This is a genomic window from Aquabacterium fontiphilum, from assembly GCF_009909205.1.
Lineage (GTDB): Bacteria > Pseudomonadota > Gammaproteobacteria > Burkholderiales > Burkholderiaceae_C > Aquabacterium > Aquabacterium fontiphilum.
In genome coordinates, this window is the sequence record NZ_JAAAPN010000010.1 from 35082 (window position 1) to 47553 (window position 12472).

General features: G+C 65.8%; 13 protein-coding genes. 2 read left to right on the top strand and 11 right to left on the bottom strand.

All coding sequences use genetic code 11. From position 1 onward, the window contains the following. Window positions 1-453, top strand: a complete 453-nt coding sequence (rplI, locus tag GTZ97_RS12490; protein WP_161650977.1) for a 50S ribosomal protein L9 — start codon at window positions 1-3, stop codon at window positions 451-453. Window positions 454-648: 195 nt separating this feature from the next. Further along, window positions 649-2085: a replicative DNA helicase gene (gene dnaB / locus GTZ97_RS12495; protein ID WP_161650978.1), complete on the top strand. Its 1437-nt coding sequence runs from the start codon at window positions 649-651 to the stop codon at window positions 2083-2085. A 56-nt stretch (window positions 2086-2141) separates the two neighbouring features. Here dnaB and GTZ97_RS12500 read toward each other — a convergent pair whose 3' ends face one another. The 11 genes from GTZ97_RS12500 to rseP all read right to left on the bottom strand — a co-directional run bounded on the left by GTZ97_RS12500 (window position 2142) and on the right by rseP (window position 12464). Then, a complete protein-coding gene (locus tag GTZ97_RS12500) occupies window positions 2142-2840 on the bottom strand; it encodes a Bax inhibitor-1/YccA family protein (protein WP_161650979.1) in 699 nt (232 codons plus the stop codon). A gap of 113 nt (window positions 2841-2953) precedes the next feature. Then, a complete protein-coding gene (gene hemP / locus GTZ97_RS12505) occupies window positions 2954-3211 on the bottom strand; it encodes a hemin uptake protein HemP (protein WP_236651195.1) in 258 nt (85 codons plus the stop codon). 46 nt (window positions 3212-3257) lie between these two features. Then, window positions 3258-4112 carry a TrmH family RNA methyltransferase gene (locus GTZ97_RS12510; protein WP_161650980.1) on the bottom strand — a complete coding sequence of 285 codons (855 nt, stop codon included), beginning with the start codon at window positions 4110-4112 and terminating at the stop codon, window positions 3258-3260. A gap of 20 nt (window positions 4113-4132) precedes the next feature. After that, window positions 4133-4780 (bottom strand): ribonuclease HII, encoded by a 648-nt coding sequence (rnhB, locus tag GTZ97_RS12515; protein WP_236651208.1) that lies wholly within the window; start codon window positions 4778-4780, stop codon window positions 4133-4135. 10 nt (window positions 4781-4790) lie between these two features. Further along, complete coding sequence (gene lpxB, locus GTZ97_RS12520) at window positions 4791-5939, bottom strand: lipid-A-disaccharide synthase (protein WP_161650982.1); 1149 nt, start codon at window positions 5937-5939, stop codon at window positions 4791-4793. 12 nt (window positions 5940-5951) lie between these two features. Next, window positions 5952-6740, bottom strand: coding sequence for an acyl-ACP--UDP-N-acetylglucosamine O-acyltransferase (lpxA, locus tag GTZ97_RS12525; protein WP_161650983.1), 789 nt, complete (start codon window positions 6738-6740; stop codon window positions 5952-5954). A 4-nt stretch (window positions 6741-6744) separates the two neighbouring features. Next, entirely contained in the window at window positions 6745-7182 is a 438-nt protein-coding gene (fabZ, locus tag GTZ97_RS12530) for a 3-hydroxyacyl-ACP dehydratase FabZ (protein WP_161650984.1), read from the bottom strand. Continuing rightward, entirely contained in the window at window positions 7182-8246 is a 1065-nt protein-coding gene (gene lpxD / locus GTZ97_RS12535; RefSeq protein ID WP_161650985.1) for a UDP-3-O-(3-hydroxymyristoyl)glucosamine N-acyltransferase, read from the bottom strand. The genes fabZ and lpxD overlap by 1 nt, the downstream gene beginning before the upstream one ends. Then, window positions 8243-8752, bottom strand: coding sequence for an OmpH/Skp family outer membrane protein (locus GTZ97_RS12540; protein WP_161650986.1), 510 nt, complete (start codon window positions 8750-8752; stop codon window positions 8243-8245). The genes lpxD and GTZ97_RS12540 overlap by 4 nt, the downstream gene beginning before the upstream one ends. A gap of 2 nt (window positions 8753-8754) precedes the next feature. Continuing rightward, on the bottom strand, window positions 8755-11058 hold the full coding sequence (gene bamA / locus GTZ97_RS12545) for an outer membrane protein assembly factor BamA (protein ID WP_161650987.1): 2304 nt from the start codon (window positions 11056-11058) through the stop codon (window positions 8755-8757). An 11-nt stretch (window positions 11059-11069) separates the two neighbouring features. Next, window positions 11070-12464: an RIP metalloprotease RseP gene (rseP, locus tag GTZ97_RS12550; protein ID WP_161650988.1), complete on the bottom strand. Its 1395-nt coding sequence runs from the start codon at window positions 12462-12464 to the stop codon at window positions 11070-11072. Window positions 12465-12472 lie beyond the last annotated feature (8 nt).

Below are 12472 nucleotides of genomic sequence, written 5' to 3' on the forward strand. Positions count from 1 at the left end.
ATGCAAATCATCCTGCTGGAAAAAGTCGCCAACCTGGGCAACCTGGGTGATGTGGTCAAGGTCAAGGACGGCTACGCCCGTAACTTCCTGATCCCCACCGGCCAGGCCCGTCGCGCCACCGCCAACGCCGTCAAGGAATTCGAAGCCCGCCGCGCCGAGCTGGAGAAGGTCCAGGCTGAAAAGCTGGCCGCCGCTCAAGCCCTGGGCGAGAAGCTCAACGGCAAGACCGTGTCGCTGACCCAGAAGGCCGGCGTGGACGGCCGCCTGTTCGGCTCGGTCACCAACTTCGACATCGCCGAAGCCCTGAAGGCTGCCGGCTTCGAAGTGGCCAAGCAGCAAGTGCGTCTGCCCAATGGTCCTCTGAAGACCATCGGTGACCACGGCGTGTCGGTGTCGCTGCACACCGACGTGACGGTGGACGTGACCATCAACGTGGTCGGCGAAACCGCCTGATCGCGCGGGGCGAGCATACGCCCCTGACCCCGCCTCGGCGGGGCTCGACAAGCCGGCTTCCAGCCGGCTTTTTCTTTTGGTCTTTTCTTCTGGGGGGCGGCACGCCAGTTGTGCACACGATTCCCCAGGAAGTTCAGCGTCCGTCCACAGCCTTGTCCACAGGCATCCGCCGGCATCCCACCTATCATTGCCACCATGGCTGCAGCATTTCCCTCCCCCTTCCCCACCCGTGGCAACGCCGACGCGTCAGGCAGCGATGAAGTCGCCAAGTTGCGCGTGCCACCGCACTCGATCGAGGCCGAACAGAGCGTGCTGGGCGGCCTGTTGCTCGACAACAGCGCCTGGGACCGCGCCTCCGACATCCTCAACGAAAGCGACTTCTACCGGCTGGAGCACCAGCTCATCTTCCTGGCCATCCAGAAGCTCGTGAATGCCTCGAAGCCGGCGGACGTGATCACGGTCTACGAGCAGCTGCAGATGATGGGCAAGGGCGACGACGTGGGCGGACTGGCCTACCTCAACGCCCTGGCCCAGTCGGTGCCCAGCGCGGCCAATATCCGCCGCTACGCCGAGATCGTGCGCGAGCGGGCGGTGCTGCGCAAGCTGGTCTCAGCCAGCGACGAGATCGCCACCAACGCCTTCAATCCGCAGGGCCGCACGGTGTCGGACATCCTCGATGAAGCCGAAGCCAAGATCATGAAGATCGGCGAGGAAGGCAGCCGCAACAAGCAGGGCTTCCACGCGATGGATGGCCTGGTGGTGGACCTGCTCGACCGCGTCCAGGAACTGGCCGACAACGGTGCCGAGGACGTCACGGGCGTGCGCACCGGTTTCATCGACATGGACCGCATGACAGCCGGCCTGCAGAAAGGCGACCTCATCATCCTGGCGGCCCGCCCCTCGATGGGCAAGACCGCGTTCGCGCTGAACATCGGCGAGAACGTGGCCGTCAACGAGGGCCTGCCCGTGGCGGTGTTTTCGATGGAAATGGGTGCATCGCAGCTCGCGCTGCGGATGGTCGGCTCGATCGGGCGGATCAACCAGCAGAACCTGCGTACCGGGCGCCTCAGCGACGATGAATGGAGCCGCCTGAGCGAAACGGTCGAGAAGCTGCGCAGCGCCAACGTCTTCATCGACGAAACCCCCGGCTTGTCGCCCAACGAGCTGCGCGCCCGAGCCCGCCGTCTCGCCCGCCAGTTTGGCGGCACGCTGGGCCTGATCATCGTCGACTACCTGCAGCTGATGAGCGGCTCGGGCGGCAACGAAGAAAACCGCGCCACGGTGATTGGCGAGATCTCGCGGGGCCTGAAGGCGCTGGCCAAAGAGCTTCAGTGCCCGGTGATCGCGCTGTCGCAGTTGAACCGCTCGGTCGAAACCCGACCAGACAAGCGGCCGATGATGTCCGATCTGCGTGAATCCGGCGCCATCGAGCAGGACGCGGACGTGATCATGTTCATCTACCGCGACGAGTACTACAACAAGGAATCCAAGATTCCTGGTACGGCCGAGATCATCATCGGCAAGCAGCGTAACGGCCCAGTGGGCAGCATCCACCTGGCCTTCCTGAAGGCCAACACCCGTTTCGAGAACCTCGCGCCGGGGACCTACGTGGGCGAAGGCGACCAGTACTGACGAAAAAAAACCCGCCGCGGGCCAGCCGGGGCGGGTTTGCTGGGTCGCCAGGCAACTCAATCGTCGCTGCCACCAAAGGCAGTGAACAGGTGCAGCAGCGACGTGAAGATGTTGTAGACGTCCAGATAGAGCGCCAGCGTGGCAGAGATGTAGTTGGTCTCGCCGCCGTCCAGGATGCGCTTGAGGTCATACAACAGGTAGGCCGAGAACACCACGGCCACCAGGGCCGAGATGGTCAGCGACAGCGCCGGGATCTGCAGGAAGATGTTGGCGACGATGGCAGCCAGGATGACCATCACCCCCATGAACAGGAACTTGCCCATGCTGGAGAGGTCGCGCTTGATGCTGCCCGCCAGCGCAGCCATGGACGCAAACACCACCGCCGTGGTGCCAAAAGCCAGACCGATGATCTGCGCACCGTTCGCCAGACCGGCGACGTAGCCAATCATGCGCGACAGCATCAGGCCCATGAAGAAGGTGAAGCCCAGCAGCAGCGCCACCCCCACGCCAGAGTTCTTGAACTTCTCAATGGCAAACATGAAGCCGAAGGCCACGGCCATGAACACCATGAAGCCCACCAGCGGCTTGCCTGCGAAGAAGGTGAAGCCCATGGCCATGCCCAGCCAGGCACCCGCCACGGTGGGCAACATCGACAGGGCCAGCAAGGCATAGGTGTTGCGCATCACGCGCTGGCGCGTCTCCGCGCCAACGGCCGCGCCGTACACCGCGTCTACAGGTCGAATCGAACGGTCCATACATCCTCCTCAAGATGACGCCACGGGCGGACCCACGCCGCATCCGTGACAAAACATTGCACTGAATGCATTCTAGGGGAATCCGGGCGGCGCCACGGATGCCCCTGCCGGCTTCATTTTGTGAGGATGAGTTTGCCTTGGCGGGTCGTGCGCAACTGGTACTGGGCGCCCTGGTGCTCGATCCACACCACCGTCTCGCCACCAAACAGGTCTGCGCTCTGCCACACACGGTGGCCCGCAGGCGTCGCTTGCGAGGTCGTCACCTCGACCTGAGCACCGATAGAGGGCACCCCGGGCGAACCGGGCACGCCTCCGCCTGCTGCCGCGAGTTCGGCAGACAAAGCGAGGACAGCTGGCATCTGAGAAGACATGCCAACATTATAAATGCGAATGATTCTTAGATCAATCGCTGCGTGCTCACGCGCTGCTTGCCAGGCGCTGCCGCATGCTTTCGTACAAGCAGACCGCCGCTGCGGCGGCCACGTTCAGCGACTCTTCGCCACCCGGCTGCGGGATACGCACGGTCAGGCGGCACTGGGCCTGCAACGCGGCCGAGACCCCCTGCCCTTCGTGCCCCAACACCCACGCGCAGGGGTCGGGCAGGTCGGCTTCTGGCAGCGAGGTGTCGGTGTGCGAACTGGTTCCGACCAGCGTCACGCGCAGGCATTCAGCCAACAGCTCGGTTGTGGCTTGCTCTACCAGATGGAGTGCGAAGTGCGCCCCCATGCCCGCGCGCAGCACCTTGGGCGACCAGAGCCCCGCCGTGCCCTTGATGGCCACCACCTGCTCCACCCCCATGGCCGCGGCGCTGCGCAGGATGCTGCCGACGTTGCCAGCGTCCTGCACGCGGTCAAGTACCACGGTGCGGGCGACCGGGCGGATCGCGGCCGAGACGCCTTCGCCAGGCTGGGCCAGCACGAAACCCAGGCGCGCGGGTGACTCCAGGCCGGTGAAGTGCTTCCACAGGGCCTCGGGCACCACGACCACGCGCTCGGCCTGCCGAGCCAGGGCAGACAGCTCACGCGCCATGCCGTCGGCCGGCGGCGCCACACCATGCTCGCCCGTCCAGGCGGTGTCGGCGATCACCGCATCGGTGGGCTGTACGCGGCGCTGTACGGCAGCCGCACACAGGTGGTCGCCCTCCAGCCACACGGCGCCCAGCTTGCGGTAGGCCACCGGGTCTTGGCCCAGGCGCCGCAGCCGCTGGATGAGCGGGTTGTCGCGCGAGGTGATGGACAGGACCTTGGGATGGCGGTCAGAGGCGGTCGACATGGTGATTCTCGTCGGGTGGCTCAGCGGCCCAGAGTCAGGCTCGGGTCCGGGAGCAGGCCCAGCGCCACCTTGACCGGCGCAAAGCTGCGGCGGTGTGCCGGCGTCACCCCGTGCCGCCGCAAGGCCGCGACATGTTCGGCAGTCGGGTAGCCTTTGTGGGCCTGAAAGCCGTGCAGCGGATAGCAGGCATGAAGCTCTTCGCAGAGCCGGTCGCGGTGTACCTTGGCGAGGATGGAGGCGGCCGAAATCGCCTGCACCTTGCTGTCGCCCTTGACCACCGCCTCGGCGGGCACCGTCAGCGTGGGCACGCGGTTGCCGTCAACCTGCACCAGCGCGGGCCGCAGGCGCAGGCCTTCGACCGCGCGGCGCATGGCCAGCATGGTCGCGTGCAGGATGTTGAGTTGGTCGATTTCCTCGACACTGGCCTCAGCGATGCTGCAACACAGCGCCTTGGCGCGGATCTCGTCATACAGGCGATCGCGGGCGCGGGCGGTGAGCTTCTTCGAATCGGCCAGGCCGGCAATCGGCTGCATGTCGTCCAGGATGACGGCCGCGGCCACCACCGGGCCGGCCAAGGGGCCACGCCCGGCCTCATCCACGCCAGCCAGCAGGCCCTGCGGCGCCACCGTCCACAGCAGGTCCAGCTGGCGGGGGCCGTCGGCCACCATGGGCGAGCCCTCAGCCACCGATGACTTTCGCGATCGCATCGCTGGCCATGCGGGCCGTGTCGCACCGCAGTGTCTGGTGAAGCGCGTCGAAGCGCCTGGCCACGCTTGCGCAGCGGCCTGGATCGTCCAGCCAGGCCAGCACATCGTCGGCCAGTTGCCGTGGGTTGGCATCGTCCTGAAGCCGCTCGGGCACCACGAACTCGCGCAGCAGGATGTTGGGCAAGCCCACCCATGGGAGGTAGCCCATGCGCTTCATGATGGGCCAGCTCAGCGCCGACAGCTTGTAGGCAATGACCATGGGCCGCTTGAACAGCGCGGCCTCGAGGGTGGCCGTGCCGCTGGCGATCAACGTGACGTCACAGGCGGCGAGTGCCTCGTGCGAACGCCCGTCGGTGAGCAGGATGGGCGCATTCGGCGCATGCGCGCGTACCAGCGGCTCGATCATCGGACGCAGGCCTGGCGCCACCGGCAACACGAAACGCAGCGCCGGCCGCTCCCGCGCCAGCAGGGCCACGGCCTCCAGAAAGGCCGGCGCGATGAAGCGGATCTCGCCACGCCGGCTGCCGGGCAGCACGGCCACCACCTGCGCGTCAGGCGCCAGGCCCAGCGCCTGGCGAGCGGCCGTGCGAGGCACCTCCAGCGGGATGGTATCGGCCAGCGGATGGCCCACGAACGTGGCGTCGATGCCATGGTCGTGATAGAGCGCCGGCTCGAATGGAAACAGGCACAGCATGTGATCCACCGAGCGGTGGATCTTGTGGATGCGCCCGCCCCGCCACGCCCAGATCGACGGGCTGACGAAGTGAACCGTCTTGATGCCCTGGGTCTTCAGGCGGGCCTCCAGGCCGAGGTTGAAGTCAGGTGCGTCGACGCCGACGAACACGTCCGGCCGATCGGCCAGCAGCCGGTCGCCCAGCCGCTGGCGGATGGTCCAGATCTCGCGAAAACGTCGCAACAGCTCCAGGTTGAAGCCATGCACGGCCAGCTTGTCGCACGGCCACCAGGCCTCGAAACCGCCCGCGACCATGCGCGGCCCGCCGATGCCCATGCTGCGCATGGCTGGCCAGCGCGCCTGCATGCCGCCCATCAACAGGCTGGCCAGCAGGTCGCCGGAGGTCTCGCCGGCCACCATGGCCACACGGGGCGCGTCACGCTGCATCGGGCTCGGACCTCAGCGGACGATGCCGCGCTGGGCATCCTCCAAAAAGCCCAGCATCAGATCGATCTCGCCTTCTGCCTCCGGGGTCTGCCCCTTGAGCGCGGCGATTTCCTGACGCGCGGCCTCCAGCGTCAGCCCCTTGCGATACAGCAGCTTGTACATCTGCTTGAGTACCGACAGTCGCTCGGGCGAGAAACCCCGGCGACGCGGGCCCTCTTGATGAACGTTCTGCGCTTCAGCCGGGTTGCCGGCGGCCATCACGAACGGTGGCAGGTCTTGCGACAGGCGGGTCTGGAAGCCGCACATCGCGAAGTCGCCGATGCGAACGAACTGGTGTACACCGCTCATGCCGCCGATCAGGGTGTGGTTGCCCACCAGCACATGACCGGCAAACTGCACGCCGTTGGCAATCACGTTGTCGTCGCCGATGATGCAGTCGTGGGCCACGTGTACATAGGCCATGATCCAGTTGCCGTTGCCCACCTGCGTGATGCCCTTGTCCTGCACCGTGCCGGTGTTGAAGGTGGTGAACTCACGGATGGTGTTGCCGTCGCCGATGACCAGCTGCGTGGGCTCGCCCTTGTACTTCTTGTCCTGCGGGTCAGCGCCCAGCGAGGCAAACTGGTAGATGCGGTTGTTGGCACCGATCGTGGTGTGGCCCTCGATCGTGCAATGTGAGCCCACGGTCGTGCCCTCGCCGATGCGGACATTCGGCCCGATCGTCGTGAAGGCGCCGACCGTGACCGACTCGTGCAACTGGGCCTGCGGGTCGACAATGGCGGTGGGATGGATCTGTGCCATGGGCTCAGCTGACCTTGCGCACCGTGCACATGAGCTGGGCCGACACCGCCAGCTCTTCGCCCACATAGGCTTGTGCGTTGAATTTGTAGATGCCGCCCTTGTTGCGGTCCATCTGGACATCCAGGAAGAGCTGGTCGCCCGGCTCGACCGGCCGCTTGAAGCGCGCGCCGTCAATGCCGACGAAATAGTAGACCGAGTTTTCGTCCACGCCCTTGCCCATGGACTCGAAGGCCAGCAGCGCCGCTGTCTGGGCCAGGGCTTCGAGCATGAGCACGCCGGGCATCACCGGACGATTCGGGAAATGCCCCTGAAAGAACGGCTCGTTGATGGTGACGTTCTTCAGCGCACGGATGCGCACGTCGGGCTCCACCTCGAGCACGCGGTCGACCAGCAGAAAGGGATAACGGTGGGGCAGCTTGGCCAGGATCTTGTGGATGTCCATTACTTCTTCACTTCTTTCTCGAGGGCCCGGATGCGGTCGCGCAGCGCATGCAGCTGGCGCAGGGTGGCCGCATTCTTTTCCCAGGAAGCGTTGTCATCGAACGGGAAGGCCCCGCTGTAATGCCCCGGCTTGAGCACGGAGCGTGAAATCAAGGTGCCGGACGACACATGCACATGGTCGGCCAGCGTCAGATGGCCCAGGATCATGCCCGCGCCGCCCACCGTGCAGTGCTTGCCGATGCGGGCGCTGCCCGCCACACCCACGCAGCCGGCCATGGCCGTATGCGCGCCGATGTGCACGTTGTGCGCGATCTGGACCAGGTTGTCGAGCTTGACGCCGTCTTCGATGACGGTGTCATCGAGCGCACCCCGATCGACACAGGTGTTCGCGCCCAACTCCACATCGTTGCCAATGCGCACGGCGCCCAACTGCTCGATCTTGACCCAGGTGCCCTGCTGCGGCGCGAAACCGAAGCCGTCCGCGCCGATGACCACCCCACTGTGAAAGATGCAGCGCTGTCCGACTGTGCAGTCAAACCCCACGGTGACGTGGGCGGCCAGTCGCGTGCCCTCACCCAGGCGGGCCCGGGCGCCCACCACACAATGCGGGCCGACGACAACGTCGTCTTCGAGGATGGCGCCGGCCTCGATCACGGCGAGTGGGCCGATGCTCACGCCCTGCCCCAGCACGGCGGTCGGGTCGACCACGGCAGATGGGTGCACGCCCGGTTCAGGGCGCGGCCGCAAGCGGGCGGCCCACCACTGCGTCAGGCGGGCGAAGTACAGATAGGGGTCATCGGTGACGATGACCGCGCCGCGCGCGGCCGCCTCGTCCTGCGTGGCAGGCGAGACAATGACGCAGCCGGCCTGCGTGGTGGCCAGCTGAGCCCGGTAACGCGGGTTGGACAGGAAGGCAATATCCTGCGCCGAGGCGGTCTCGAGCGGCGCAATGGCCGAGATGGCCACGGCCGGATCGCCCAGCAACGTGCCACCCAGCGCCGAGACCAGCTCACCCAGCGTGGCGCCGACGCCGGGGGCGCCCGCCCGCTGCGCTGCGGCGCTCACTTGGCCGGCGCGGCGTTCATGGCCCGGATCACCTTGTCGGTGATGTCCACGCGGGGGCCGGCAAACACCGCTTCCTGCAGGATGAGGTCGTACTTCTCCTGGTCGAAGATCTGGCGCACGACCACATTGGCGCGGTCGATCAAGGCGGCGAGTTCCTCGTTCTTGCGCTGGTTCATGTACTCCTGCGACTCACGGCGCTTGCGCTGCAGCTCGCGCCCCTGCTCGACCAGCTCGCGCTGCCGACGCAGACGTTCGGATTCGCTGAGTGTGGGCGCGTCTTTCTCGAACCTGTCGGAAACCGTCTTCAGCCGTGCTTCGGCGTCGACCAGTTCCTTGTCACGCCGCAGGAACTCACTTTCGAGCTTGGCATGCGCTGCCTTGGCCGGCCCGGCATCACGCAGCACGCGGTCCAGGTTCACGTAGCCGATCTTGAGCTCCTGGCCCTGAGCCGTCGCAACGGTCAGCGCCAGGGCCACCGCGGCCAGGGTCTTGAATGGAGCACGCATGGTCAGAACACGGAGCCGATCTGGAACTGGAGTCGTTGGATTCTATCCTGATCGAAATAGCGCACCGGCTTGCCGAAGCTCAGCTTGAGCGGCCCCACGGGCGAGATCCAGCTGATGCCCACCCCGACGGACGCCCGCAACTCGCTGAGGCTGACGGACTCCTTTTCGCCCCAGACGTTCCCCGCATCGAAATAGGAGAACAGGCGCAGCGTGCGGTCGTTGCCAGCACCAGGGAACGGGATGTACAGCTCGGTGTTGAAGTTCATGCGCTTGGCGCCACCGACGTACGCACCTTCGATGTCCACCGGCCCCAGCGTGCTCTGCTCGAAGCCCCGCACCGAGCCCAGACCACCGCCGTAGAAGTTCTTGAAGACCGGGTAAGGCTTGCCCGAGAAGCCCTTGCCATAGCCGAGCTCAGCGTTGAAACCGAGCGTGTAGCGGTTGGTCAGCGGCACATACTGCTGGAACTGGTAATCGGCACGGCCATAACGGGTGTCGCCCAACATGCCCAACTCGAGGTTGACGCGCTGATACCGCCCTTGCGTCGGTGCGATCAGGCTGTCGCGGCCATCGCGCGCCCAGCCAACCGTCAGCGGCACCGACAGACTGCGGTCGCCGAAGATCTGGCGGTGTTCCTGATAGCTCACGGGCAGGCCCGTGGAACCCTTGATGGCGGTCTGCTCGATACCCAGACCGAAGAAGACGGTGTCGAATTCGGTGAACGGCACACCGAAACGCAACGCCGCGCCCGGCGTGGTGATTTCGTAGTCGCCACCTTGCGTGTTCAGCGGCCGAGAGGTGCGGTAGAACACATCGACGGCGCGCGAGACGCCGTCATCGGTGAAGTACGGGTCGACCGTGCTCAGCACAATGGTGCGGTTGTACTTCGAGGTGTTCAGGTCGATGCCGAGGTAGTTGCCGGTGCCGAAGACGTTGTCTTGCTTGACCGAGGCAGTCAGCGTGAACTTCTCAGCGCTGGAGAAACCCGCGCCCAGCATCAGGTTGCCGGTGGGCTTTTCTTCGACGGTCACGGTCAGGTCCACCTGGTCGACCGTGCCCGGCACTTCAGCGGTGTCCACCGACACCTGCTTGAAGTAGCCCAGTCGGTCGACGCGATCACGCGAGAGCTTGATCTTCTGGCCGTCGTACCAGGCCGATTCGAACTGCCGGAACTCGCGGCGGATGACCTCGTCGCGCGTGCGCGAGTTGCCCGCCACGTTGATGCGGCGCACATAAACACGGCGCTGCGGCTGGGCCACGAGTACGGCCACAGCCTGCCCTTTCTCGCGGTTCAGCTCGGGGCGGAACTCGACACGCGCAAACGCGTAGCCAAAGGCCGCAAAGCGGTCGGTGAAGGCGCGAATCGTGCTGGCCACCTCGTCGGCGCGGTAGGCCTCGCCCGGGCGGATGTTGACCAGTTGACGGAACTGGTCTTCCTTGCCGAGGTAATCGCCTTCCAGCCGCACACCGGTCACGATGTAGCGCGGGCCCTCGTTGACCTGAATGGCAATCGAGATGTCCTGCTTGTCAGGCGAGATGGCCACCTGGGCCGACTCGATGCGGAACTCCAGGTAACCGCGATTGAGGTAGTAGGAGCGGATGGCCTCCAGATCGGCATTGAGCTTGGAGCGGGCGTACTGGTCGGACTTGGTGTACCAGGTCAGCCATCCGCCTGTGGTCAGGTCCATCTGGGCCAACAGCGTGCTTTCAGAGAACGCCTTGTTGCCGGTGATGCGGATGCTGCGGATCTTGGTGATCTCACCCTCATTGACCGTGAAGGTGACGTTGACGCGGTTGCGTTCGGCCGGCGTGATGGTGGTGACCACCTCGACGCCGTACAGGCTGCGGGTCAGGTACTGGCGCTTGAGCTCTTGCTCGGCGCGGTCAGCCAGCGCGCGGTCAAAGGGCTGGCCCTCGCCAATGCCCACGTCCTTCAGCGCCTTGATCAGCGCTTCCTTGTCGAACTCACGGGTGCCGACAAATTCCACGCGCGAGATGACAGGCCGCTCTTCCACGACCAGCACGACGACATTGCCGTCGATCTGAATGCGCACGTCCTTGAACAACCCGGTTGCAAACAAAGCCCGCAAGGCCGCGGCGCCCTTGTCGTCAGTGTAGGTGTCGCCCACGCGGAAAGGCAGCGACGCAAACACCGTCCCGGCATCGGTGCGCTGCAGACCTTCGACCCGGATATCCCGCAGCACAAAAGGCTCGACAGCGAACGCGGCGCTGAACAACGTGGAAGAAAGAACGGCCGCGATCAACTTGGGCCGGAACGGCCCCGCGAACAGGGAAGACTTAGGCATGCGCAGACAAATCAATGCGCGCCCATCAGGCGCGCCAGGTCGTTGTAGAGGGCCAGCGACATCATCAGCAACATGATGGCCAAGCCACCGCGCTGAAGCCGTTCCAGCCAGAGATCGGACACCGGGCGGCCCGTGATCGCTTCGAAAAGATAATACATGAGGTGCCCCCCGTCCAAGACAGGCAGGGGCAGCAGATTCAGCACGCCGAGGCTCACGCTCACCAGAGCCAGAAAGCCGATGTAGTAGACCCACCCGAGCTCGGCGGTCCGCCCGGCGTAATCGGCGATCGTCAGCGGCCCGCTGAGGTTTTTCAGCGACGCCTCGCCGATCAGCATCTTGCCCAGCATCTGCAGGCTGAGCACGGACACTTCCCACGTGCGGTCCAGCGCGCGGGTCAGGCCTTCCCAGGCACCGTAACGCACAGTCACCATCGCCGGTGCCGACCCGATGGCCGCTTCAATGCGCGGCAGCATCTGGCCTTGCACTTCCTTGCGCACCGGCGTCACTTCGAGCGTGAGCGCGCGCCCGGCGCGCTCGATGTCGAGCACGATGGGACGCAGGTCTGCATCGGGCTGACTTTCGCGAATCGCGCGGCGCAAAGCAGCGGCATCACGCGGCACCTCACCGTTGATGCGCAGGACGCGGTCCCCCGCCTGCAACCCTGCGCGCTCGGCCGGGCCGTCCGGCACCACATCGCTGATCAGCGGCTCGCCGTAAGGACCGGTCAGGCCGATGCGGTCCATGAGTCGGGCATCGACGTCGCTGGCCGACAGACGGCTCAGGGACAAGCGCAACACACTGGCACCGTGGGGCTCGGCCGCGGCCTGGTCGCGGCGGGCCACCTGCAGCTCAAGATCGCGGCCCGCCAGCGCGGACTGGGTCAGCAGCCACTGCAGATCCGACATGGACCGCACTGGCGTCCAATCGGCAGGGCCAGACTCGCCCCGCGACTCGCGCGCAGCCATCACCTGATGCCCGGCCTGCAGGCCAGCCTCTTCGGCGAGCGAGCCGGGCTGGGGCTGAGCCATCCAGGGGCTGAGCTCCTGCACGCCGGCCCAATTGACCCCCGCGTACAGCGCGATGGCCAGCAGCAGGTTGGCAGCCGGGCCAGCCGCCACGATGAAGGCCCGCTGGCGCAGCGGCTTGCGGTTGAAGGCCCGGTGTCGCTCGGCCGCATCAACCGGTGTCTCGCGCTCGTCCAGCATCTTCACGTAGCCACCCAGCGGGAGCGCGGAGATCACGAACTCGGTCTCGCCGCGCATGCGACTCCACAGCACCCGTCCAAAGCCCACAGAGAAACGCAGCACCTTGACATCACACGCCACTGCAGCGCGGTAGTGGCCGTACTCGTGGATCACCACCAGGATGCCGATGGTTACCAGAAAAGCCAGCGCAGTCGTCAACATGCTCACAC

Coding starts and splice junctions, on each gene's coding strand:
- rplI (WP_161650977.1), top strand. CDS start 1: ATGCAAATCATCCTGCTGGAAAAAGTCGCCAACCTGGGCAACCTGGGT.
- GTZ97_RS12510 (WP_161650980.1), bottom strand. CDS start 4,112: ATGTCGACCGCCTCTGACCGCCATCCCAAGGTCCTGTCCATCACCTCG.
- rseP (WP_161650988.1), bottom strand. CDS start 12,464: ATGTTGACGACTGCGCTGGCTTTTCTGGTAACCATCGGCATCCTGGTG.
- rnhB (WP_236651208.1), bottom strand. CDS start 4,780: ATGGTGGCCGACGGCCCCCGCCAGCTGGACCTGCTGTGGACGGTGGCG.
- hemP (WP_236651195.1), bottom strand. CDS start 3,211: ATGTCTTCTCAGATGCCAGCTGTCCTCGCTTTGTCTGCCGAACTCGCG.
- bamA (WP_161650987.1), bottom strand. CDS start 11,058: ATGCCTAAGTCTTCCCTGTTCGCGGGGCCGTTCCGGCCCAAGTTGATC.
- dnaB (WP_161650978.1), top strand. CDS start 649: ATGGCTGCAGCATTTCCCTCCCCCTTCCCCACCCGTGGCAACGCCGAC.
- fabZ (WP_161650984.1), bottom strand. CDS start 7,182: ATGGACATCCACAAGATCCTGGCCAAGCTGCCCCACCGTTATCCCTTT.
- GTZ97_RS12500 (WP_161650979.1), bottom strand. CDS start 2,840: ATGGACCGTTCGATTCGACCTGTAGACGCGGTGTACGGCGCGGCCGTT.
- GTZ97_RS12540 (WP_161650986.1), bottom strand. CDS start 8,752: ATGCGTGCTCCATTCAAGACCCTGGCCGCGGTGGCCCTGGCGCTGACC.
- lpxB (WP_161650982.1), bottom strand. CDS start 5,939: ATGCAGCGTGACGCGCCCCGTGTGGCCATGGTGGCCGGCGAGACCTCC.
- lpxA (WP_161650983.1), bottom strand. CDS start 6,740: ATGGCACAGATCCATCCCACCGCCATTGTCGACCCGCAGGCCCAGTTG.